At 71.1% G+C, this 20,939-nt stretch carries 20 protein-coding genes; 15 read left to right on the forward strand and 5 right to left on the reverse strand.

The window, feature by feature from the left end:
* Nucleotides 1-113: 113 nt before the first annotated feature.
* The 8 genes from ACIPPS_RS28550 to ACIPPS_RS28585 all read left to right on the forward strand — a co-directional run bounded on the left by ACIPPS_RS28550 (nt 114) and on the right by ACIPPS_RS28585 (nt 7,005).
* Complete coding sequence (locus tag ACIPPS_RS28550) at nt 114-761, forward strand: HAD family hydrolase (RefSeq protein WP_401437763.1); 648 nt, start codon at nt 114-116, stop codon at nt 759-761.
* Between the two features lie 43 nt (nt 762-804).
* Entirely contained in the window at nt 805-2,010 is a 1,206-nt protein-coding gene (locus tag ACIPPS_RS28555) for an MFS transporter (protein ID WP_401437765.1), read from the forward strand.
* On the forward strand, nt 1,979-3,157 hold the full coding sequence (locus ACIPPS_RS28560) for an acetoin utilization protein AcuC (protein WP_401437768.1): 1,179 nt from the start codon (nt 1,979-1,981) through the stop codon (nt 3,155-3,157). The genes ACIPPS_RS28555 and ACIPPS_RS28560 overlap by 32 nt, the downstream gene beginning before the upstream one ends.
* Nucleotides 3,158-3,296: 139 nt before the next feature.
* Complete coding sequence (locus ACIPPS_RS28565; RefSeq protein WP_401437771.1) at nt 3,297-4,112, forward strand: phosphatase; 816 nt, start codon at nt 3,297-3,299, stop codon at nt 4,110-4,112.
* 128 nt (nt 4,113-4,240) lie between these two features.
* Nucleotides 4,241-4,450, forward strand: a complete 210-nt coding sequence (locus ACIPPS_RS28570) for a helix-turn-helix domain-containing protein (RefSeq protein ID WP_158988220.1) — start codon at nt 4,241-4,243, stop codon at nt 4,448-4,450.
* 121 nt (nt 4,451-4,571) lie between these two features.
* Complete coding sequence (locus ACIPPS_RS28575) at nt 4,572-4,670, forward strand: 30S ribosomal protein bS22 (protein WP_003948845.1); 99 nt, start codon at nt 4,572-4,574, stop codon at nt 4,668-4,670.
* Nucleotides 4,671-4,888: 218 nt separating this feature from the next.
* Entirely contained in the window at nt 4,889-5,929 is a 1,041-nt protein-coding gene (locus tag ACIPPS_RS28580; RefSeq protein WP_401437774.1) for an NAD-dependent epimerase/dehydratase family protein, read from the forward strand.
* A gap of 2 nt (nt 5,930-5,931) precedes the next feature.
* Nucleotides 5,932-7,005, forward strand: coding sequence for a lysophospholipid acyltransferase family protein (locus tag ACIPPS_RS28585; protein WP_401437776.1), 1,074 nt, complete (start codon nt 5,932-5,934; stop codon nt 7,003-7,005).
* Nucleotides 7,006-7,084: 79 nt separating this feature from the next.
* Here the strand turns inward: ACIPPS_RS28585 and ACIPPS_RS28590 are convergent, their stop codons facing one another.
* The 3 genes from ACIPPS_RS28590 to ACIPPS_RS28600 form a co-directional block, all read right to left on the reverse strand.
* Nucleotides 7,085-8,293, reverse strand: a complete 1,209-nt coding sequence (locus tag ACIPPS_RS28590) for a DUF5667 domain-containing protein (RefSeq protein ID WP_401437778.1) — start codon at nt 8,291-8,293, stop codon at nt 7,085-7,087.
* A 297-nt stretch (nt 8,294-8,590) separates the two neighbouring features.
* On the reverse strand, nt 8,591-9,382 hold the full coding sequence (locus ACIPPS_RS28595; RefSeq protein ID WP_361964681.1) for an ECF subfamily RNA polymerase sigma factor, BldN family: 792 nt from the start codon (nt 9,380-9,382) through the stop codon (nt 8,591-8,593).
* Between the two features lie 426 nt (nt 9,383-9,808).
* On the reverse strand, nt 9,809-10,768 hold the full coding sequence (locus ACIPPS_RS28600; protein WP_401437782.1) for an HAD family hydrolase: 960 nt from the start codon (nt 10,766-10,768) through the stop codon (nt 9,809-9,811).
* Nucleotides 10,769-10,924: 156 nt separating this feature from the next.
* Here ACIPPS_RS28600 and ACIPPS_RS28605 point away from each other — a divergent pair, with 156 nt between their 5' ends.
* The 6 genes from ACIPPS_RS28605 (at nt 10,925) to hemB (ending at nt 17,583) form a co-directional block, all read left to right on the forward strand.
* Entirely contained in the window at nt 10,925-11,227 is a 303-nt protein-coding gene (locus ACIPPS_RS28605) for a glutaredoxin family protein (protein WP_401437785.1), read from the forward strand.
* Between the two features lie 272 nt (nt 11,228-11,499).
* Nucleotides 11,500-12,297 carry a redox-sensing transcriptional repressor Rex gene (locus tag ACIPPS_RS28610; RefSeq protein ID WP_401437787.1) on the forward strand — a complete coding sequence of 266 codons (798 nt, stop codon included), beginning with the start codon at nt 11,500-11,502 and terminating at the stop codon, nt 12,295-12,297.
* A complete protein-coding gene (locus ACIPPS_RS28615) occupies nt 12,294-13,649 on the forward strand; it encodes a glutamyl-tRNA reductase (protein ID WP_401437790.1) in 1,356 nt (451 codons plus the stop codon). The genes ACIPPS_RS28610 and ACIPPS_RS28615 overlap by 4 nt, the downstream gene beginning before the upstream one ends.
* A complete protein-coding gene (hemC, locus tag ACIPPS_RS28620; protein WP_401437792.1) occupies nt 13,646-14,632 on the forward strand; it encodes a hydroxymethylbilane synthase in 987 nt (328 codons plus the stop codon). Before ACIPPS_RS28615 ends, hemC begins: the two co-directional genes overlap by 4 nt.
* Nucleotides 14,629-16,299, forward strand: a complete 1,671-nt coding sequence (locus ACIPPS_RS28625) for a uroporphyrinogen-III synthase (RefSeq protein WP_401437794.1) — start codon at nt 14,629-14,631, stop codon at nt 16,297-16,299. Before hemC ends, ACIPPS_RS28625 begins: the two co-directional genes overlap by 4 nt.
* A gap of 276 nt (nt 16,300-16,575) precedes the next feature.
* Entirely contained in the window at nt 16,576-17,583 is a 1,008-nt protein-coding gene (gene hemB / locus ACIPPS_RS28630; protein ID WP_401437797.1) for a porphobilinogen synthase, read from the forward strand.
* Here the strand turns inward: hemB and ACIPPS_RS28635 are convergent.
* Nucleotides 17,573-18,520 carry an NAD(P)-dependent oxidoreductase gene (locus ACIPPS_RS28635; protein ID WP_401437800.1) on the reverse strand — a complete coding sequence of 316 codons (948 nt, stop codon included), beginning with the start codon at nt 18,518-18,520 and terminating at the stop codon, nt 17,573-17,575. The two genes, hemB and ACIPPS_RS28635, sit on opposite strands and share 11 nt — an antisense overlap.
* Nucleotides 18,521-18,696: 176 nt before the next feature.
* On the opposite strand from ACIPPS_RS28635, the gene ACIPPS_RS28640 reads away from it, so the two are divergent.
* On the forward strand, nt 18,697-18,966 hold the full coding sequence (locus ACIPPS_RS28640) for a DUF1876 domain-containing protein (protein ID WP_401438558.1): 270 nt from the start codon (nt 18,697-18,699) through the stop codon (nt 18,964-18,966).
* Nucleotides 18,967-19,069: 103 nt separating this feature from the next.
* Here the strand turns inward: ACIPPS_RS28640 and argS are convergent, their stop codons facing one another.
* Nucleotides 19,070-20,830 carry an arginine--tRNA ligase gene (gene argS / locus ACIPPS_RS28645; protein ID WP_401437802.1) on the reverse strand — a complete coding sequence of 587 codons (1,761 nt, stop codon included), beginning with the start codon at nt 20,828-20,830 and terminating at the stop codon, nt 19,070-19,072.
* Between the last annotated feature and the right edge of the window lie 109 nt (nt 20,831-20,939).

The raw sequence follows: 20,939 nt of genomic DNA on the forward strand, positions 1-20,939 counted from the left end.
CTGCAGGGGGGACCCTGTGGGAGAGTAGGACGCCGCCGAACAATCATTGTGGGAAAGCCCCGCACCTTATGGTGCGGGGCTTTTCTGCGTTCACGGGCACCTATCGTATGAACATGCGCTACGAACTGGTCGTCTTCGACAACGACGGTGTGCTCGTCGACAGTGAGCCCGTCGCCAACACCATCCTGGCCGGCTATCTGACCGAGCTCGGGCACCCCACCTCCTACGAGGACTCCCTGCGCGACTACATGGGCGCCGCAGTCCATCGCGTCCACGACCTGATCGGGGAGCGGACCGGGCAGCGACTGCCGGACGACTTCGACGCGACGCTGCACGCGCGTACGTTCGCCGCCTTCGAGCGGGAGTTGGAGGCCGTCGTCGGGGTGACCGAGGTGATGAAGCGTCTCGTCGCCGAAGGCGTCCCGTACTGTCTCGCCTCCTCCGGGTCCCACGAGCGGATCCGGGTCGGGCACCGGAAGACCGGGCTCGACGCCTGGTTCCGGGACGGGAACATCTTCAGCGCCGAGGACGTCGGACGGGGGAAGCCGGCGCCTGACCTCTTCCTTCATGCCGCCGCCCGGATGGGGGTCGCGCCCGAGCGGTGTGTGGTCGTCGAGGACAGCCGGCTCGGCGTCCAGGCGGCGCTGGCCGCGGGGATGGACGTGTACGGGTACACCGCGATGACGCCCGAGGCGAAGCTCGCCGGTGCCACCGGGTACTTCGGCGGGATGGACGAGCTGCCGGCGATTTTGGGTCTGTGATCCATCTACCCATGGGTAGACCCGGGACCTACGCTGTGCCGCCATGACGGATGCGCGGTTGCGGCGTGGGCGGGGATCCCTTGCGGTCAGTTTCTTCGTGCAGGGAGTGACCTTCGCGCTCCTTGTGACCCGAATACCGGCGATCCAGGACCGGTACGGCATCTCCGACGCGCTGCTGCCCGTCTTCCTGGCCGCCGTGCCGATCCTCGCCGGGGTGTCCAGTGTGGCCACCGAGAAGGTCGTGGCGAGGGTGGGTCCGGGGGTGGTGTTGCGGTGGGCCCAGCCTCTCGTGCTCCTCGGTCTGCTGGCCGTCGGTGCGGGGTCGGAGCTGTGGCAGGCCGCCGTCGCCCTCGGGGTCTTCGGGCTGGCGGTCGGTGCGCTGGACGCGTCGATGAACATGCTCGGGGTGAGCCTTCAGCGGGCGTACGGGCGGTCCATCATGCTCGGCTTCCACGCCGCGTACAGCCTGGGCGGGATCGTTGGGGCCTCGCTCGCCTGGGTCGGGGCGCACTGGGATCTGCCGCTCTTCGTCTCCTACCTTCCGGTCGTGGCCGTGCTGTTGCCGGCGGCGTTCGTGGGGAGCCGGTGGTACGCCGGTGGGGAGTCGGCGCCGGCTTCCGTGGACGTGGGCAAGGGCGGTGCGGGTGGTGGCGTCGCCTTCACGCTGCTGCTTCCGCTCTGTCTCGTCATGACGTTCGCGTACATCGGGGACTCCACCGTCTCGAATTGGAGTGCCAAGTACCTGCAGGACGTGCTCGGCAGCTCGGAGGAGATGGCGACCGTGCCGTACAACGCGTACATGGTGACCACTCTGCTGGGGCGGTCCGTGGGGGACTTCGGGGTGCGGCGGCTGGGGGCGGCCACCGTCGTGCGGTGTGGTGCGGTGCTCGCGGCGATCGGGTTCGCTCTGGTCGCGGTGGCACCCGGGGCCTGGGTGGGGATGGCCGGATTCACGGTCCTGGGGCTCGGGCTGAGCGTGATCGTGCCGCAGACGTTCGCGGCGGCGGGGCGGCTCTTCCCCGGGGCGAGCGACGCGGCGGTCGCGCGGTTGAACGTCTTCAACTACGTGGGGTTCCTGATCGGCTCCCCGCTGGTGGGGGCGCTCGGGGACGCCTGGTCGTATCGGGGGGCGATGCTCGTGCCGATGGTGCTTGTCCTGGTGACGGTGGTGTACGCCACGTCGTTCGGTGCGCGGGAGGCCCGATACGGTGGCGGGCATGAGCGGCCGCGCACTGTTGATGTGGGATGAAGGTGTCACGCAGTACGACTTCGGGTCCGAGCATCCGATGGATCCGGTTCGGCTCGCGCTGACCATGGGGCTGGTGCGGGCGTACGAGCTCGACCGCGCGGTGGACGTGGTGGCGGCGAAGCCGGCCGGGGACTCGACCCTGCGGCTCGTGCACCGCGAGGACTATGTGGCGGCCGTGCGGGCCGCCTCGGCGAACCCGAGGGCCGCCGACCAGGCGTACGGGCTGGGCACGGTCGACGATCCGGCGTTCGCCGGGATGCACGAGGCGTCCGCGCTGATCGCGGGGCAGTCGGTCGGGGCGGCGGAGGCGGTGTGGCGCGGGGAGGCCGCGCACGCGGTGAACTTCGCGGGCGGGCTGCACCACGCGATGCCGGGCGCCGCGTCCGGGTTCTGCGTCTACAACGACGCGTCCCTGGCGATCGCCCGGCTCCTCGAGCTGGGGGCCGAGCGGGTGGCGTACGTGGATGTGGACGTGCACCACGGGGACGGGGTGCAGGCGGCGTTCTGGGAGGACCCGCGCGTTCTGACGATCTCGCTGCACGAGCACCCCCGGACGCTGTTCCCGCAGACCGGGTGGCCGGAGGAGACGGGCGCGGCCGGTGCCGCCGAGGGGTCCGCGGTGAACGTGGCGCTGCCGGCGGGCACCGGGGACGCGGGGTGGCTGCGGGCCTTCCACGCGGTCGTACCGGAGTTGATCGCCGACTTCCGGCCGCAGGTCCTGGTGACCCAGCACGGGGCGGACACGCACTTCGAGGACCCGCTGGCGCATCTGGCGGTCTCGCTGGACGCGCAGCGGGCGGTGCAGGTCGCCTGTCACGAGCTGGCGCACGCGCACGTGGACGGCGGGAAGTGGGTCGCCCTCGGTGGCGGCGGGTACGCGGTGGTGGATGTCGTACCGCGGTCGTGGACGCATCTGGTGGGGATCGCCGCGCACGCCGAGATCGATCCGGAGTCGACGATCCCGTCGTCGTGGCGGGATTTGGTGTACGCGCGGACGCGGCAGCCGGGGCCGATGCGGATGACGGACGGGCGGTGGCCGGTGGCCCGGCGGGAGTGGGAGGAGGGGTACGACCCCGCCGACCGGCTCGACCAGGCGGTGCTGGCGACGCGGCGGGCGGCGTTCCCGCTGCGGGGGCTGCTCCCGTAGGACGCTCGGCCGCCGGTGTGGGGTCAGGTCGGTGTGAGGTCAGGTCGGTGTGAGGTCGCGTCGGAGTGAGGTTACGCCGACTGTGCGGTCTGGTCCCGGTTCTGGTCCGGTGTCAGGTGCGCTGCGGCAGCATCGAGAGGTGTTGAGTACCGGGGCGCTGCGGGCGCATCTGTTGGCGGCGGGGTTGGCCGGGACCGTGGCGACCTCGCGGGAGGAGAGTCTGCGCAGCTATCGGCTCTTCGCCGCGCGGGATCCGCGGGTGATGCTGGGGCTCGACCCCGCGTGGGGGTGGTGCGAGGGGGACCTGCTGCGTCTGATGGCGGACAAGTGCGGGGTGTCGGGGGATCCGACGCACCGCTCGGGGCGCGATGTCATCGATCCGGAACGGACGTTGAGCGCGCTCGACGCGTTCGCGGAGCGGCTGGGCGAGGCGGCTGGGCGGCGGGCTCCGGTGCTGTTCGGGACGGGTCATCCACACCGTCTGCTGGGCTTCTACGCAGAACTCGCAGACGCTTTGTCGGCGGCGGGATGTCTTGTCCTCACCCCCGCGCAGGGGAGATGTGTCGACATAACGACCCGGTTCGGTCTACGCACGTACATCCTCGACTACGCGCGCGGTGTGGCGTTGGTGCGAGAACCCGGTCTGTCGGGAACGGGGCGTGAGACGGGGGCGCACACCCACTCGCCGCTGCCGGTCAGGGCGGCTCTGGAGGGGGTGGTGGAGGGCGGCTGGCCGCTTCCGGAACTTGTCGTGGGGGACCACGGATGGGTCTGCGGGGCAGGTCAGCTGGGTATCGAGGCCATCGGGCTGGCCGATACGGACGATCCCGCGCTGTTCGTCGGAGAGGCCGAGGGGCAGGTCTCCGTGGTCGTTCCGCTTGACGACGGGGTCCGCTCCGACCACTACCGTCCGCTCACTCGCTATGTACTCAATCGAGCGTGTCTGTCACGGTAAACGGCCGATGGCTGCTCCTCTTCCCCACTCGTACCACACGCCCCTAGTCTGGAGCGTGAGCGCACAGCGACGCAGGGTCACCGGAGGGGAAGCCGGTGGGCGTCGTGTGCGGAAGGTACAGGTGGGTCATGGCTGCTGGCGATAGGCCTCTCAACGAGGTCAAGTTTCTTACCGTGGCGGAAGTCGCCTCGGTGATGCGTGTGTCGAAGATGACCGTGTACCGCTTGGTGCACAGCGGTCATCTGCCGGCGATTCGGGTGGGCAGGTCCTTCCGGGTCCCCGAACAGGCGGTTCACGAGTACCTCAGGGAGTCCTTCGTGGGGGTGGAGACGGCCTAGCCGGGAGTCCATCAACCCCTCGGATTACAAGCTCGGCGCTCGGGCCGGTAGGCTAGGCCGACGTAGGTCGTGTGGGCCCAGACGCCCCGCACCGAGTGAGAAGAAGTGAGCGAGGGTAGTCGTGGGCTCTGTTATCAAGAAGCGGCGCAAGCGGATGGCCAAGAAGAAGCACCGCAAGCTGCTCAAGCGCACCCGCGTTCAGCGTCGCAACAAGAAGTAAGCGACGGCTGTACGACGGCTGTTTGTGCGTCGAGCGTGGCCCCCACCGGCATCGGTGGGGGCCACGCTCTTTTGGTGCGCCTTTTCCGGTCGGGTTCCGCCCCGTTGCCCACGGCGGTCATCACGGCGCAACACCGAGGCGCTACGGTGGCGCACAGGGCCCGCGCGGGACGATCCGCGGGGCCCGTACCGACGGAGAACCGACGGAAGGCGCTGATCTTGGGCAAGGTCGTGCTCGTCACCGGTGCGGCCCGGCACCTCGGCGGCCGTCTCGTACGCCGGCTCCAGCGGGATCCCGAGGTGGAGCGGGTGGTGGCCGTCGACGCGGTGGCGCCGACGCACGATCTCGGCGAGGCCGCCTTCGTGCGGGCGGACATCCGCCAGCCCGCGATCGCCCGGGTGCTCGCGGAGCACGAGGTGGACACGGTGGTCCACATGGACGTGACCGGGATCGCGCTGGGCGCGGGCGGCCGGTCGTCCCTGAAGGAGACCAACGTCATCGGCACCATGCAGCTGCTGGGTGCCTGCCAGAAGTCGCCGCGGATCGGCCGCCTGGTGATCAAGTCCAGTACGGGTGTCTACGGCTCCGCGCCCCGCGACCCGGCCGTGTTCACGGAGACGACTCCGCCGAAGTCGCTGCCGAGCAGTGGGTTCGCGAAGGACGCCGTGGAGGTCGAGGGGTACGTACGCGGCTTCGCGCGGCGCCGGCCGGACGTGGCCGTGTGCGTGCTGCGGTTCGCGAACATCCTCGGGCCGCGGGTGGACTCCCCGCTCGCCGAGTATCTGTCGCTGCCGGTGATGCCGACGGTCTTCGGCTACGACCCGAGGCTGCAGTTCGTGCACGAGGACGATGTCCTCGACGTCCTGGAGCTGGCGTCGGGGGAGCCGCGCCGGGCGACGCTGAACAGCGGCACGTTCAACGTGGCCGGGGACGGTGTGTTGCTGCTCTCGCAGTGCGCGCGACGGCTGGGGCGGCCGACGGTGCCGGTGCTGCTGCCGGCGGTCACCTGGGTGGGTTCGGCGCTGCGGACGGTCGGGATGACCGACTTCTCGCCCGAGCAGATCCGGCTCCTCACCCATGGCCGGGTGGTCTCCACGGTCCAGATGCGCGAGACGCTCGGCTTCACCCCTCGGTACACGACGGCCGAGACGTTCGCGGACTTCGTCCGCAGCCGTGGTCCGGGGCTGCTGCCGCCGGCGAAGCTCGCGGGGGCCGTGGACCGGGTCGCGGCCCGGCTGGATCAGAAGGAGCCCAGGTAACGATGGCGGACGCCAAGGTCATTCCGTTCGACGACGACCGTTCCCGGACGCGCCGGCGGTCCGGGAGGGCGGCCAGGGACGCCGCCGTACGGGCTCTGCCGGGGCAGCACGGCCCGGAGGAGGGCAGGGACGGCCGGGACGGCGGTCCCCGGGCCGCGGAGCCGGTGGAGCCCCTGGAGGCCGTGGCCGGTCCGGATGCCGCTGGAGCGGGGCAGGAGCCGCTCTCCGGGCGCCGGGACGGCTGGGAGCGGCGGCTCGCGGGCGGGCTCGCGTTCCTGCGGCGGCGGGTGACGGGCGAGTACGAGGTCGACGAGTTCGGCTATGACAAGGAGCTCACCGACCAGGTCCTGATGTCGATGGTGCGGCCGCTCGCGGAGAAGTACTTCCGGGTGGATGTGAAGGGTGTGGAGAACATCCCGGCCGAGGGCGGCGCCCTGGTGGTGGCGAACCACTCCGGGACGCTGCCGCTGGACGGCCTGATGATGCAGGTCGCCGTGCACGACAACCATCCGGCGGGCCGTCATCTGCGGCTGCTCGCGGCGGACCTCGTCTTCATGCTGCCGGTCGTCAACGAGCTGGCCCGCAAGGCCGGCCACACGCTGGCGTGCGCGGAGGACGCGGAGCGGCTGCTGCGGGCCGGGGAGATCGTGGGCGTGATGCCGGAGGGGTTCAAGGGCATCGGGAAGCCGTTCAGCGAGCGGTACAAGCTCCAGCGCTTCGGCCGGGGCGGGTTCGTGTCGACGGCGCTGCAGGCCGGGGTGCCGATCGTGCCGTGCTCGATCGTGGGTGCCGAGGAGATCTACCCGATGCTCGGCAACGCCAAGACGCTGGCGCGGCTGCTGGGTTTTCCGTACTTCCCGCTGACGCCGACGTTCCCGTGGCTGGGGCCGCTGGGCGCGGTGCCGCTGCCGACGAAGTGGACGATCCAGTTCGGTGAGCCGATCCCGACGGACGGCTATCCGCCGGAGGCGGCGGAGGACCCGATGCTGATGTTCAACCTGACGGACCAGGTCCGCGAGCAGATCCAGCACACCCTCTACAAGCTGCTGGTGCAGCGGCGGTCCGTCTTCTTCTGATCGCATCTGTGCCGCTGGTCCACGGCGCACCGCGGGGCCGCTCCTCCGGAGAGGAGCGGCCCCGCGGTGTGTCACCGTGCTAGCCGACGTCCTCGCTGTCGATGCCGAGACCGGGGAGCAGGCCCGGGAGCAGCGGCGGGAGGGTGACGTCCGGCATCGGGGGCGTCGACTGGCTGCCGGTGGGCGAGGGGAGTGTGCCCGTCGGTGCGTTGTCGAGCAGCCCGCCGGTGTTCCCGCCGAGCAGGCCGTCGTCTTCCGGGGAGCTCGTGCCCGGGCCGCTGCCCGAGGGCTGGGGCCGGGTGGAGCCTTCGCCGCCCGTGGAGGGGGCGGCGGGGGAGGACGGCGGGCGCTGGGTGTGCGTACGCGGCGGGTCCTGGGACGGGGTGACGGCGCCGCTGCTGTCGACGCCGCCCTTCTCGGGGATGCGGGGGAGCATGCCCTGGAGCGGCTCGACCTCTTCGTCTATGGCGACGAAGACGTCGTTCACCTCGTTGCCCACGTCGCTGAGCTGGACCGGCAGGCGGTCGCGCAGGCCGATCCAGGTGGAGCGGTGGGCCTGGGCGAAGGAGTTGAGCCGGGCCATCGGGCCGATCTCGCCGTCCTTCTCGTAGGCCTGGCGCAGCAGCCGGTGGCCCTCGGAGGCGTCGTGCTTCATGCCGCCGAGGACGCGTCGGATCTCGCTGAGCGACTCGTGGTCGAGGGCGCCCGCGCGACCGCGTTCCATGAGTCTGCGGGCCTCGCTGAGCCGGGTCGACGCCTGGTCGAGGTAGATCCCGCCCCGGTCCGCGTCGTCGTCGGCCATCCCGAGCTTGATGTCTTCCATGCCGCGCTTCAGCCCGTAGAGCGAGTCCCCCGGCAGGGCGTCGGAACTCGCGGCGGCCACACCGCTGAAAGCGCCCGCGGCCACACCGACCGTGAGGCCACCCGCGGCGATGCCCTTCGACCAGCGGGAGCGGGGACGCAGTTTCCTGAGCGGGGAGGCCCGGTGGGCACCCCGCCCGCTCGACGTCCGTTGCTCCGGCACCGTGGGGCCCGCGGCTGCGGTCCCCTCCGCGAGCATCGCTTCCATGGCGGCGACGAGCTGCGCTCGTTGCACCACCTTGACCTCGGGGTCCATGGTCGGCTTCGGCAGTTCGCCGAGGCCGTTCGCCAGGGCCAACAGCCGCCCCTGTTCGGCCGGTTCGGCCGACGCCTCGGGCTGTTCGGCCGTCGCGTCCTCGGGCGTCCGGTCATCCAGGTCCTGGGCGAAGGCGTTCGCCCGCCGGTGTGCCGATACGTTCGCGATCACTGGCGGCACCTCCTCTCGTCATGACGGTCGACTCCCCGGGGTGTCCGGGAGGTTGCACGCCTTGAGCACATCCACACGAACGAGTGAGTGGCTGTGGGCATGGCGTGACCACAGGGAGCCTGCATCCCGCACAACGAGCGGCGCGGCACTTGGGTTACGCGCGAAAGATGATCGGACCAGTGCGTCATCGAGGCGTCACCGACTGTGAGTTGGACGGGGGTCGGGGGACGTGGGGGGAGAGGTGGGCGAGGGGGCGCGACGCGGTGGGTGGGGGTGCGTGTGGGGGGCGCGTCGCGGTCAGCGGGCGTCGTCCGGGAGCAGGCGTGCCAGGGTGCGCACGGCCCGGTACTGGAGGGTCTTGATGGCACCCTCGTTCTTGCCCATGACCCGGGCCGTCTCGGCGACGGAGAGGCCCTGCAGGAAGCGCAGGGTCACGCACTCCTGCTGCTGGGGGTTGAGCCGGCGTACGGCGTCGAGGAGCGCGGCGTTGGAGAGGGACTCCAGGACCGAGTCCTCGGGGCTGCGTTCGACCTCGTTGGCGTCGAGCATCTCCCCGGTCGTGACCTCCAGCCGGAAGCGGCTGGACTTGAAGTGGTCGGCGACCAGGTTGCGGGCGATGGTCACCAGCCAGGCGCCGAAGTCGCGGCCCTGCCAGGTGAAGGTGGAGATCCGGCGCAGGGCGCGCAGGAAGGTCTCGCTGGTGAGGTCCTCCGCTGTCGCCTTCCCGCCGACGCGGTAGTAGATGTAGCGGTAGACGGTGTCGCTGTACTGGTCGTACAGCCGGCCGAAGGCCTCGGCCTCACCGGCCTGGGCCCGCTCGACGAGGTCCATCATGCGGGCGCTGTCGCTGTCGGCGGTGGGGCGGCGGGCGGCGGTCGAGGTTCCGGTGCCGCCGCGGCTGCCCCTTCTGCCGACAGCGGCTCCGCTCTCGGCGAGGGCATAGCAGGGACCGGCGGGTGCCGGTGCGGCGAAGGCAAAGGCGGGGACAGGGCCGGCGTACGCGGTGGGGACGAAGCCGCGCAACTGGTCGAGGACCGTTGCGCGCAGCGTAGCCAGGCCCGAGGCGTCAACCCCGACGTGTGGGTACACGGGACTCCCAGAGGCAGAGCTTCCATCACGTGCAGTGCGAAACCGTTCACTCGTCGTGGCGACGTGTGGGTTCCGTTATGCGTCTGAGGAGAATAACGCTTCGTACAGGCAGCGCTACACCCAGTTGCTCAAATCATCGATTCCGTCGCATTGGTTACTGCTTGTGGGCGGGATCGATCGCGCTTCGTGATCGGTTGTTGATCGAATCGCTTCCGAGTGTGACTGCGTGCACGCTCTGTTGTGCTCAAGTGCTAGGGCGTGGAGTGATCCGCCCCGCTGCGGGGTAAGGAGCCGAGAATGCGCCCGAGTCGACCTGTGCGGTGGTGTTCGACCACGGACGGGTGAGGGCTGTTGGTCCCGGGTTGTCGCAGATGATCGCAGCCGAAACGTATCGGCAGCGCCCCGCCGCGGCGGGCGGGGGCCGGGTCAGCGCCGGCGGCGGTGCAGGGCCACGGCGGCGGCCGTGCCGCCCGCGAGCGCGCCGACCCCGGCGGCGGCCGGGATGCCGACCTTGGCGGCCTTGCGGCCCGTCCGGTAGTCGCGCAGCCGCCAGTCCCGGGCCTTGGCGTGCTTGCGCAGCTTGGCGTCCGGGTTGATGGCGTAGGGGTGGCCGACCAGCGAGAGCATCGGGATGTCGTTGTGCGAGTCGCTGTAGGCCGCGCAGCGGTTGAGGTCCAGGCCCTCGGCCGCGGCCAGCGCGCGCACCGCCTCCGCCTTGGCGGGGCCGTGCAGGGGCTCGCCGACCAGCTTGCCGGTGTAGACGCCGTCCACGGACTCGGCGACCGTGCCGAGCGCTCCGGTCAGGCCGAGGCGGCGGGCGATGATCGTGGCCGTCTCGACGGGCGCGGCGGTGACGAGCCAGACCTTCTGGCCGGCGTCGAGGTGGGCCTGGGCGAGCGCGCGGGTGCCGGGCCAGATGCGGTCGGCCATGTACTCGTCGTAGATCTCCTCGCCGATGGACATCAGCTCGGCGACGCGGTGGCCCTTGACGATGGACAGCGCGCTGTCGCGGGCGTCCTGCATGTGCTCCGGGTCCTCGACGCCGGCGAGCCGGAACCAGGCCTGCTGCCAGGCGAACCGGGCCAGTTCGCGGCGCTGGAAGAACTTCCGCTTGTACAGGCCCCGGCCGAAGTGGAAGATCGCGGCGCCCTGCATCACGGTGTTGTCGAGGTCGAAGAACGCGGCCGCCTCGGCGTCGCCCACCACGGGGAACTCGGGCTCGGCGGGCCTTGCGGGGATCGTGGCGCCGGTGCGGGCCGCCGTCCGCCGTTCCGCTTCGAGCTGTTGCGAGGTCTTGCGGGCCGCCTCGGCGGCGGCCTCGCCTGCCAGAACGCTGCGCGCGGTGGCGGAGCGCCTACGGGGGGTGAGCCATCCCATTGCGGCCATGTCGTGAGCATAGCCAGTCTGTTCGGTACTTCCCGACCTGCCGGGATGCCGAGGCATGAACACTCCGCGACTCTCCTGTTAAGCGGACATTGGGGGCAAGCTGGATACCAGGGGTTCGGCCTCGCGGACCGGGGGCGGCGCTCGGCGCGGCGCAGAATGGACGGCATGTTTGGACGAGCGAAGAAGAACACTCCCGCCCCTCCCGCCGCCGGTGACGCCGCCGCGCGGACGGTGACGCTGATCGGGAAGCCGGGCTGTCATCTCTGTGGCGACGCCCGGGCCGTGATCGAAGCGGTCTGCGCGGAGACCGGGGCGCGCTGGGAGGAGAAGGACATCACCCAGGACGAGGAGCTGCACCGTGCGTACTGGGAGCAGATTCCGGTGGTCCTGGTCGACGGCGAACAGCACACCTTCTGGCGTGTGGACGCCGGGCGGCTCCGGCGTGAACTGGGTGGCTGACGCGAAGACGGCTACCATCAAGGACGTTTTGCTGGGTTTCGGGGGCATGATCGTGAGGAGAGTGTACGGTTTTGCCCCCTTCGCGTACTCAACGGCTCGACGTGCCCCGAGGTTCCGCTCCGGCGGGAACCGGTCGCGTGACCCCGGTCACTTTGGCCGGACAAAACGGACACCATCTTTGTGCACGCGTTCACAAAGACATAGCCTGCATTCGACGGGGCGGTCTTGGGACACACGGCCGCCTGCAGCCCCGCTCATCCCGCAGGAGCACCGTGGCAACTGGCCGAACTCACCGACCGGCGACTCGTAGCCGAGGAATTCCCGAGGCCACCGTCGCCCGGCTTCCGCTGTATCTGCGTGCGCTCACCGCACTGTCGGAGCGCTCCGTACCCACGGTCTCCTCCGAGGAGCTCGCCGCGGCGGCGGGCGTCAACTCCGCGAAGCTGCGCAAGGACTTCAGCTACCTCGGCTCGTACGGGACGCGCGGCGTCGGCTACGACGTCGAGTACCTCGTCTACCAGATCTCCCGTGAGCTCGGCCTGACGCAGGACTGGCCCGTCGTCATCGTCGGTATCGGTAACCTCGGTGCGGCCCTCGCCAACTACGGCGGATTCGCCTCCCGAGGCTTCCGGGTCGCCGCGCTGATCGACGCCGACCCCGCCATGGCCGGTACGCCGGTCGCCGGGATCCCCGTCCAGCACACCGACGAACTCGAGAAGATCATCTCGGACCAGGGCGTCTCCATCGGCGTCATCTCCACTCCGGCCGGCGCCGCCCAGCAGGTCTGCGACCGGCTCGTGGCCGCCGGGATCACCTCCATCCTGAACTTCGCCCCGACCGTGCTCTCCGTGCCCGACGGCGTGGACGTGCGCAAGGTCGACCTCTCCATCGAGCTGCAGATCCTCGCCTTCCACGAGCAGCGCAAGGCCGGCGAGGAGGCCGAGAACGAGGCCGCGGCGGCCGCCGTTCCGGCACCGCCCGTGCCGCTCGCCGACGCGGGTGAGACGCAGCCCAAGGCCCCCGGTCGCAAGGGACCCGACGGGGACGTCCCCGCCGTGATGCCGGCATGAGCCTCCTCGTCGTCGGCCTCAGCCACCGCAGCGCCCCGGTCAGCGTCCTGGAGCGGGCCTCGCTCGCCGCGGACACCCAGGCCAAGCTGTTGCAGGACACCCTCGCCGCCGAACCGGCCGCCGAGGGCGCCGTCCTCGCCACCTGCAACCGCATCGAGCTCTACGCCGACGTGGACAAGTTCCACGCCGGTGTCGCCGAGCTGTCCACGCTCCTCGCCCAGCACAGCGGCGTCGGGCTCGAGGAGCTCACCCCCTACCTCTACGTGCACTACGAGGACCGGGCCGTCCACCACCTCTTCTCGGTGGCCTGCGGTCTGGACTCCATGGTCGTCGGCGAGGGCCAGATCCTCGGCCAGATCAAGGACGCCCTCGCCCTCGGCCAGGAACTGCACACCGCGGGCCGGCTCCTCAACGACCTGTTCCAGCAGGCGCTGCGGGTCGGCAAGCGCGCCCACAGCGAGACCGGGATCGACCGGGCCGGGCAGTCGCTCGTCACCTTCGGCCTGGAGCAGCTCGCCGACGTCGTGGACGTCAACGCCTGGGCGAAGGGCAAGCGCGCCCTGGTCATAGGTGCCGGTTCGATGTCCTCGCTGGCCGCCGCCACGCTCGCGCGCTCCGGCGTCCGCGAGATCGTGATCGCCAACCGTACGGCCGCCCGCGCCGATCGGCTGGTCCAGATCCTCACCGAGCCCGGCGGAACGGGCGTGACCGCCCGGGCGGTCGAGATGGTTGCCGTCGGCGACGAACTGACACGTGCCGACATCGTCGTCTCCTGCACCGGAGCCACCGGGCTCGTCCTGACCGGCGACGCCGTCGAGACCGCGATGGCGGGCCGTACGGCCCCGCTCGCCCTGCTCGACCTCGCCATGCCGCGCGACATCGACGCCGCCGCGCACCGCGTCCCGGGCGTCCGGCTCGTCGACATCGAGTCGCTCGCCGAGGCCTCCGCCGACGCGCCCATGGCCGCCGACGTCGACCAGGTCCGCTCCATCGTCTCCGACGAGGTGGCCGCCTTCGGCGCCGCCCAGCGCGCCGCGCACATCACCCCGACCGTCGTCGCGCTGCGGACCATGGCCGCCGACGTCGTCGCCGTCGAGGTCGCCCGTCTGGAAGGGCGCCTGCCCGACCTCGACGACAAGCAGCGCGCCGAGATCACCCAGACCGTGCGCCGGGTGGTCGACAAGCTCCTGCACGCGCCGACCGTGCGGGTCAAGCAGCTGGCCAGCGAGCCCGGCGGCGCCGGGTACGCCGACGCGCTGCGGACACTCTTCGACCTCGACCCGGAGACGGTCGCCTCCGTCTCCCGGGCCGACCTGAATGACGCCGACGTCAAGAACCGAGGGCGAGTATGACCGAGAGGGCACTGAGGCTCGGGACCAGGCGCAGCAAGCTCGCCATGGCCCAGTCCGGCCAGGTGGCCGACGCCGTCCGGCGGGCGACCGGCCGGTCCGTGGAGCTCGTGGAGATCACGACGTACGGGGACGTCTCCCGTGAGCACCTCGCGCAGATCGGCGGCACCGGCGTCTTCGTCGCCGCCCTGCGCGACGCGCTCCTGGCCGGCGAGGTGGACTTCGCCGTCCACTCCCTGAAGGACCTGCCGACCGCGCAGCACCCCGACCTGGTGCTGGCCGCGATCCCCGAGCGCGAGGACTCGCGCGACGTCCTGGTCGCCCGCGCCGGGGTGACGCTCGACCGGCTGCCCCAGGGCGCCCGGATCGGCACCGGTTCGCCGCGCCGCACGGCCCAGCTCAACGCGTACGCGCGCAGCCACGGGCTGACCATCGAGACCGTGCCGATCCGCGGGAACATCGACACCCGCGTCGGATACGTACGAAGCGGGGAGCTGGACGCGGTGGTTCTCGCCGCGGCCGGTCTCAACCGCATCGGCGGGACGGCGGAGCTCACCGGCTCCCTGTCGCTCGACCACCTGTCGGTCGACTCCGTCCTGCCCGCCCCCGGCCAGGGGGCACTGGCGATCGAGTGTCTGGCGTCCGACGCCGACCTCGTCGCCGCGCTCGCCGTGCTCGACGCCCCGCTCACCCGGGCCGCCGTGACCGCCGAGCGTTCCCTGCTCGCCGCCCTTGAGGCCGGCTGCTCCGCACCCGTGGGTGCGCTGGCCGACCTGCTGGCCGAGGATTCCGGCCGCGGGCAGATTGTCACCGAGATGCGCCTGCGCGGCGTCGTCGGCACCACCGACGGCTCGACGCTGGTGCAGCTGTCCACCACCGGTCCCGTACCCGCGTCGCACGACGAGGCGATGGCGCTCGGACGCGAACTCGCGGACGAGATGCTCGCCAAGGGTGCGGCCGGTCTTATGGGGGAGCGAGCACTTTGAGCCCCACCAGTCCGACCACCAGCCCCGCACCCGCGGCCGTCTTCGGACACGGGAGCGTCACCTTCCTCGGCGCCGGACCCGGCGACCCCGGACTGCTGACACTCCGGGCCGTCGAAGCCCTCGCCGGCGCGGACGTCCTGATCGCCGAGCCCGAGGTGCTCGACGTAGTCCGCTGTCATGCGCGCGCGGGGGTGAGCACGCCTGAGCTGACGATTGTTGACGAGGCGTCAACAACCGCCGTTGTCCCCGTGTTGAGGGATGCGACCAATCTTGTCATGGAGGCCGCACGGGGCGGCAAGCGGGTCGTCCGTGCGGTGACCGGCGACCCCGGCCTCGACGGAAACGCAGGTCAGGAGATGCTCGCCTGCGCCGCCGAGGGCATCCCCTTCGAGGTCGTGCCCGGCGTCGCGACGGCGGTCGGCGTCCCCGCGTACGCCGGTGTCCCGCTGCGTGACGCGCAGGGCACCGACGTGCGGTTCGTGGACGCCCGTACCGCCGACGACCGCTGCTGGACCGAGGTCGGCGCCTCGGACGGCACCGTCGTCGTGTCCACCTCCCTGGACGCGGTGGCGGCGGCGGCCGGTGAACTGGTGGCGGCTGGCCGTAAGCCGGACACCCCTCTCACCGTGACCATCGGCGGCACGACGACCCGGCAGCGGACCTGGACCGCGACGCTCGGCACCATCGCCCAGGTCTTCAAGCAGGGCAAGGTGCTCCCCTCGCCCGAGGGCCACCGGCCGGTCATAGCCGTGGTCGGCGAGCGCAGCGCCCCGGCGCAGCGGGACCAGCTGGCGTGGTTCGAGTCCAAGCCGCTCTTCGGCTGGCGGGTGCTCGTGCCGCGCACGAAGGAGCAGGCCGCGTCGCTCTCCGACCAGTTGCGTTCGTACGGCGCGGTGCCGCACGAGGTGCCGACGATCGCGGTCGAGCCGCCGCGGACGCCGCAGCAGATGGAGCGGGCCGTCAAGGGTCTGGTGACCGGGCGGTACGAGTGGATCGCCTTCACGTCGGTCAACGCCGTGAAGGCCGTGCGGGAGAAGTTCGAGGAGTACGGGCTCGACGCGCGGGCCTTCGCCGGGATCAAGGTCGCGGCGGTGGGCGAGCAGACGGCCGCGGCGCTGGTCGACTTCGGTGTGAAGCCGGACCTGGTGCCGAGCGGCGAGCAGAGCGCGGCCGGGCTCCTGGAGGACTGGCCGCCGTACGACCCCGTCTTCGACCCGATCGACCGGGTCTTCCTGCCGCGGGCCGACATCGCCACGGAGACGCTCGTCGCGGGGCTCATCGAGCTCGGCTGGGAGGTCGACGACGTCACCGCGTACCGGACCGTGCGCGCGTCGCCGCCGCCGGCGGACACGCGTGAGGCGATCAAGGGCGGTGGCTTCGACGCCGTGCTGTTCACCTCGTCCTCGACCGTGCGGAACCTGGTCGGGATCGCCGGGAAGCCGCACAACGTGACCGTCATCGCCTGTATCGGGCCGGCGACGGCCAAGACGGCGGAGGAGCACGGGCTGCGGGTCGACGTCCTGTCGCCCGAGCCGTCGGTGCACAAGCTCGCGGAGGCGCTGGCCGACTTCGGGCTGCGGCGTCGGGCGGCGGCGCTGGAGGCGGGCGACCCGGTGACGCGGCCCAGCGAGCGACGGCCGGGGGCACGGCGCCGGCGGACGACGTGACGGCGCGGGGCATGTGACATGGGGTGCGGGGCCTTGGCGGGTCCCGCACCCCTGTGCGTTGCGGGGGCTTGGCGGGTCCCGCACCGGGGCCTTGGCCGGTCCCGCACCCCCCGTGCGTTGCAGGAGGGACGGGGGGAGGTGCCCGCCGGGGCGCCGTTCCGTTGTGCCCACCTGTTCCGCCCCGCGGAACGATTGCCCACCACGGGGTGGGGGCGGTGGCGTATGCCCACAGGGCGTCGGCAAGGGCATGGGGCGGGCGGGCGTAGCCTCGGGACCATGAACTCGTACGGAACCTTTCCCGGGGCGCGGCCGCGGCGGCTGCGGACGACGCCTGCCATGCGGCGGATGGTGGCCGAGACGCGGCTGAGCCCGGCCGACCTGATCCTGCCCGCCTTCGTGCGCGAGGGGATCGCGGAGCCCCGGCCGATCGTCGCGATGCCCGGGGTGGTGCAGCACACGCGCGACACCCTGCGGAAGGCCGCGGTGGAGGCGCTGGAGGCCGGAGTCTCCGGGATCATGCTCTTCGGCGTGCCGGAGGACGAGAAGAAGGACGCGGCCGGCACGGCGGGGACCGACCCGGACGGGATCCTGCAGGTCGCGATCAGGGACGTGAGGGCGGAGGTCGGCGACGACCTCGTCATCATGTCCGACCTGTGCCTGGACGAGTACACCGACCACGGGCACTGCGGCGTCCTGGACGGCGAAGGGCGGGTCGACAACGACGCGACGCTGGAACGTTACGCCGAGATGGCCCAGGTGCAGGCCGACGCCGGCGTCCACGTCGTCGGGCCGTCCGGGATGATGGACGGCCAGGTCGGCGTCGTCCGGGACGCGCTGGACACCATCGGCAAGGAGGACGTGTCGATCCTCGCGTACACCGCGAAGTACTCCTCCGCCTTCTACGGCCCCTTCCGCGAGGCCGTCGGCTCCTCCCTGCAGGGCGACCGCAAGACCTACCAGCAGGACCCCGCCAACCTCCGCGAGTCGCTGCGCGAACTCGCGCTGGACCTGGAGGAGGGCGCCGACATGGTCATGGTGAAGCCCGCCGGCCTCTACCTCGACGTGCTCGCGAAGGTCGCCGACGCCGTGGACGTGCCCGTCGCCGCGTACCAGATCAGTGGCGAGTACGCGATGGTCGAGGCCGCCGCCGAGAAGGGCTGGATCGACCGCGACCGGGCCATCCTGGAGACGCTGACCGGGATCAGGCGCGCCGGCGCCCAGATGATCCTGACCTACTGGGCCACCGAGGTCGCCCAGAAGCTCGGGCGTCCGTTCAGCGCTTGATCAGCATCTCCACCATGCGCGACATGCCGTCCTCCGCGTGCCCCTCGTCGATCGCACGGTCCACGAGGGTCAGGAGCGGCTCGAACAGCTCCGTGCTGACCCCCTGAGCCTTGAACGTCTCGATGAAGTTCGGGAACGCCGCCTGGCTGACGGCGAGGCTGGAGACATCGGTCAGGTGCCTGCCCGAGTCGATGTCCCGGGCGATCGCGGGGACGCCGCCGAGCATCGCCGAGATCCAGGGGACCAGCAGCTCGGCGTACTCCTCCGCGCCGATGTTCTCCGTACGGACCAGGGCCAGCGCCTGCATCACGCCGGAGAACATCCCGTACATGCCGGTGAGCAGGCCGATGTCGTACAGCGCCGCCAGGCCCGCGTCCGGGCCCGTCCATCTGGTGCCCCCGAGCACGGCCAGGGTCGGGCGGTGGATCTCGTACGCCTCCTCGTCACCGCTGTAGAAGACGTACGCCGCCGGGGTCGCGATCATCTGCGGGACGGCCATGATGCCGCCGTCGACGTACCGGGCGCCGAGCCCCGTGACGCGGGCGGAGAGCGCGCGGGCCTGCTCCGGCGTCCCGTTGGTGAGGTTGACCAGGGTCTTCCCGGCGACCTCGGGGCCGAGGGTGGTGAGGAGCTCGTCGACGTTGTCGTTCGTCATCAGACACAGAACCACCAGCGGGCTCTCCGCCACCGCCTCCCGGGCCGTGGCGGCCGGCCGCGCGCCCTGGGCGACGAGGGGGCCGGTCTTGGCCGGGGAACGGTTCCAGACGGTGACCGGGTGGCCCACCCGCAGGAAGGCGGCGGCGAGGGCCGAGCCCATCATGCCCAGGCCGAGGACGGAGACGGGGGCGGAGGAGGCGGTGGACCCGGGCGTGGGCCCGGGCGTGGAGAGGGGTGTGGGCCTGGGCGTGGACATGGGTGTGGGCCTGGATGTGGACATGGGTGTGCTCCCGGGGGGAGAGGAATCGGAGGTTCGAGCCGGTGCCCGGCTCGTTTTCGATCCTTCTCCGGGACCGTTCGTCCCACAAGTACCGACTTATTCGTCAGCTACGCACCGATTGGTAAGCAAGAGCGGGGCGGCGCACCCTGGAAGTACCTCAGGAGGTGGTCCTCATGATGCACACGCTCGTCGGATGGCACGTCGAGATGGAGTTCGAGGAGGACGGTGACCGGACGAGGGCGGCCGCCATGGTGCGGCTGGGCGACGGCACCGAGTTCCGCGCCCAGGGCAACGCCCACCGGCACCCGTCCGACCCGGAGCAACTGCGGGTCGGGGAGGAGATCGCGGGCGCTCGCGCGCTCATGGATCTCGCGTCTCAGCTGCTCCAGAAGGCCCACGTCGAGATCGACGAGGTGTCGGGTCGGACGTCCCGCCCGGTCCACTGACCGGCGCCACGCGACGCGAAGGCCCCGGCACGGCGGAAACCGCGCCGGGGCCTTCCCGTTCAGCCGATCAGAGGCGCTCAGCCGATCAGAGGCGCTCGGGCGATCAGAGGCGCTCGGGCGTCCGGATGCCCAGGAGAGCCATGCCCTGGTGGAGCGTGCGGGCCGTCAGGTCGCAGATGAGCAGGCGGTTCTCCGCGACCTCCTGCGCCGGCTCCGGCTTGATCACCGGGCACTGGTCGTAGAACGTCGTGTACAGCGACGCCAGTTGGTACAGGTAGGCCGCCAGCTTGTGCGGGGCGAACTCGGCGGCCGCCTCGGTCACCGTCTCGCCGAACTGGTCCAGGTGCAGGCCGAGCGCGCGCTCCGCCGGGGCCAGCTCCAGCTCCGGGTGGGCGAGCGGCACACGGTCGCCCGCCTTGCCGAAGATCGACTTGATACGCGCGTACGCGTACTGGAGGTACACCGACGTGTCGCCGTTCAGCGACACCATCTGGTCCAGGTCGAACTTGTAGTCCCGCGCCGCCGACGTCGACAGGTCCGCGTACTTCACCGCGCCGATGCCGACCTGGGCACCCCGCTCGGCGATCTCGTCCTCGGTCAGGTCGCGCGCCTTCTCCCGCACCACGGACGCGGCCCGGTCGATCGCCTCGTCCAGCAGGTCCACCAGCCGGACCGTCTCGCCCTCACGGGTCTTGAACGGCTTGCCGTCCTTGCCGAGGACCGTGCCGAAGGCCAGCTGGACCGCCTGCACGTCCTCGTTCAGCCAGCCGGCCCGGCGGGCGGTCTCGAAGACCATCTTGAAGTGCAGGGACTGCCGGGCATCCACCACGTACAGCAGGGTCGACGCCTTCAGGTTCCGCACCCGGTCGCGGATCGCCGACAGGTCCGTCGCCGCGTAGCCGTAGCCGCCGTCGGACTTCTGGACGATCAGCGGCGTCGGGTTCCCGTCCGGGCCCTTGACGTCGTCGAAGAAGACACACAGGGCGCCCTCGGAACGGACCGCGACGCCCGACTCCTCCAGGATGCGGCAGGTCTCCGCCAGCATGTCGTTGTACCCGGACTCGCCGACGATGTCCGCGTCCCGGATGTCCATGTCCAGCTTCTCGAAGACCGAGAAGAAGTAGATCTTCGACTCGTCCACGAACTTCTGCCACATGGCCAGCGTCCGCGGGTCCCCGGCCTGGAGGTCGACCACCCGGCGGCGCGCCCGCGTCTTGAACTCCTCGTCGGAGTCGAAGAACTTGCGCGCGGCCTTGTAGAGCCGGTCGAGGTTCGACATGGCCTCTTCGCCGGACACCTCGGCGTCCTTGTGGTCCAGCTCGTGCGGGTGCTCCTCCAGATACTGGATGAGCATGCCGAACTGGGTGCCCCAGTCGCCGATGTGGTGGCGGCGGACCACCGTCTCGCCCGTGAACTCCAGGATCTCGACCATCGCGGCACCGATCACGGCCGACCGCAGGTGGCCGACGTGCATCTCCTTGGCCACGTTCGGCTGGGCGTAGTCGATCACCGTCGTGCCCGCGTTCTCCGCGAACGGCACACCGAGCCGGGCGTCGGCGGCGCGCGCGGCCAGCGTCCGGACGATCGCCTCGTCGGTGACCGTGATGTTCAGGAAGCCGGGGCCCGAGACCTCGATCTCCTTCAGCACGTCGTTCGCCGGGATACCGGCCACGACCTGCGTCGCCAGCTCACGCGGATTGCCCTTGAGCTTCTTGGCGAGCGCCAGGATGCCGTTGGCCTGGAAGTCGGCCCGGTCGCTTCGTCGCAGCAGCGGGTCGGCGGAACCGGCCTCCGGCAGAGCTGCCGTGAGACCTTCCGCGAGACGCTGCTGCACGGTCGAAGCGAGGGAAGGGACCGAGGCCATGAGCTTCCGTTCCTGTCGGTGGTTCAGTGGTGGGCTATATCGCTTGTCAAGTGTCCCATGGGCGGGCAACGTGTTTTCTCCCCCTGTGGACAACCCCGGGCTGTGGACA

The organism is Streptomyces sp. NPDC090127, assembly GCF_044746945.1.
Classification (GTDB): Bacteria; Actinomycetota; Actinomycetes; order Streptomycetales; family Streptomycetaceae; genus Streptomyces.

What these genes read in the sequence shown, in the direction of transcription:
- ACIPPS_RS28605 (WP_401437785.1), top strand. Translation starts at nt 10,925, where the DNA reads ATGGACGGCATGTTTGGACGAGCGAAGAAGAACACTCCCGCCCCTCCC.
- ACIPPS_RS28640 (WP_401438558.1), top strand. Translation starts at nt 18,697, where the DNA reads ATGCACACGCTCGTCGGATGGCACGTCGAGATGGAGTTCGAGGAGGAC.
- ACIPPS_RS28635 (WP_401437800.1), bottom strand. Translation starts at nt 18,520, where the DNA reads ATGTCCACATCCAGGCCCACACCCATGTCCACGCCCAGGCCCACACCC.
- hemB (WP_401437797.1), top strand. Translation starts at nt 16,576, where the DNA reads ATGAACTCGTACGGAACCTTTCCCGGGGCGCGGCCGCGGCGGCTGCGG.
- ACIPPS_RS28615 (WP_401437790.1), top strand. Translation starts at nt 12,294, where the DNA reads ATGAGCCTCCTCGTCGTCGGCCTCAGCCACCGCAGCGCCCCGGTCAGC.
- ACIPPS_RS28555 (WP_401437765.1), top strand. Translation starts at nt 805, where the DNA reads ATGACGGATGCGCGGTTGCGGCGTGGGCGGGGATCCCTTGCGGTCAGT.
- ACIPPS_RS28570 (WP_158988220.1), top strand. Translation starts at nt 4,241, where the DNA reads ATGGCTGCTGGCGATAGGCCTCTCAACGAGGTCAAGTTTCTTACCGTG.
- ACIPPS_RS28585 (WP_401437776.1), top strand. Translation starts at nt 5,932, where the DNA reads ATGGCGGACGCCAAGGTCATTCCGTTCGACGACGACCGTTCCCGGACG.
- argS (WP_401437802.1), bottom strand. Translation starts at nt 20,830, where the DNA reads ATGGCCTCGGTCCCTTCCCTCGCTTCGACCGTGCAGCAGCGTCTCGCG.
- hemC (WP_401437792.1), top strand. Translation starts at nt 13,646, where the DNA reads ATGACCGAGAGGGCACTGAGGCTCGGGACCAGGCGCAGCAAGCTCGCC.
- ACIPPS_RS28550 (WP_401437763.1), top strand. Translation starts at nt 114, where the DNA reads ATGCGCTACGAACTGGTCGTCTTCGACAACGACGGTGTGCTCGTCGAC.
- ACIPPS_RS28560 (WP_401437768.1), top strand. Translation starts at nt 1,979, where the DNA reads ATGAGCGGCCGCGCACTGTTGATGTGGGATGAAGGTGTCACGCAGTAC.
- ACIPPS_RS28600 (WP_401437782.1), bottom strand. Translation starts at nt 10,768, where the DNA reads ATGGCCGCAATGGGATGGCTCACCCCCCGTAGGCGCTCCGCCACCGCG.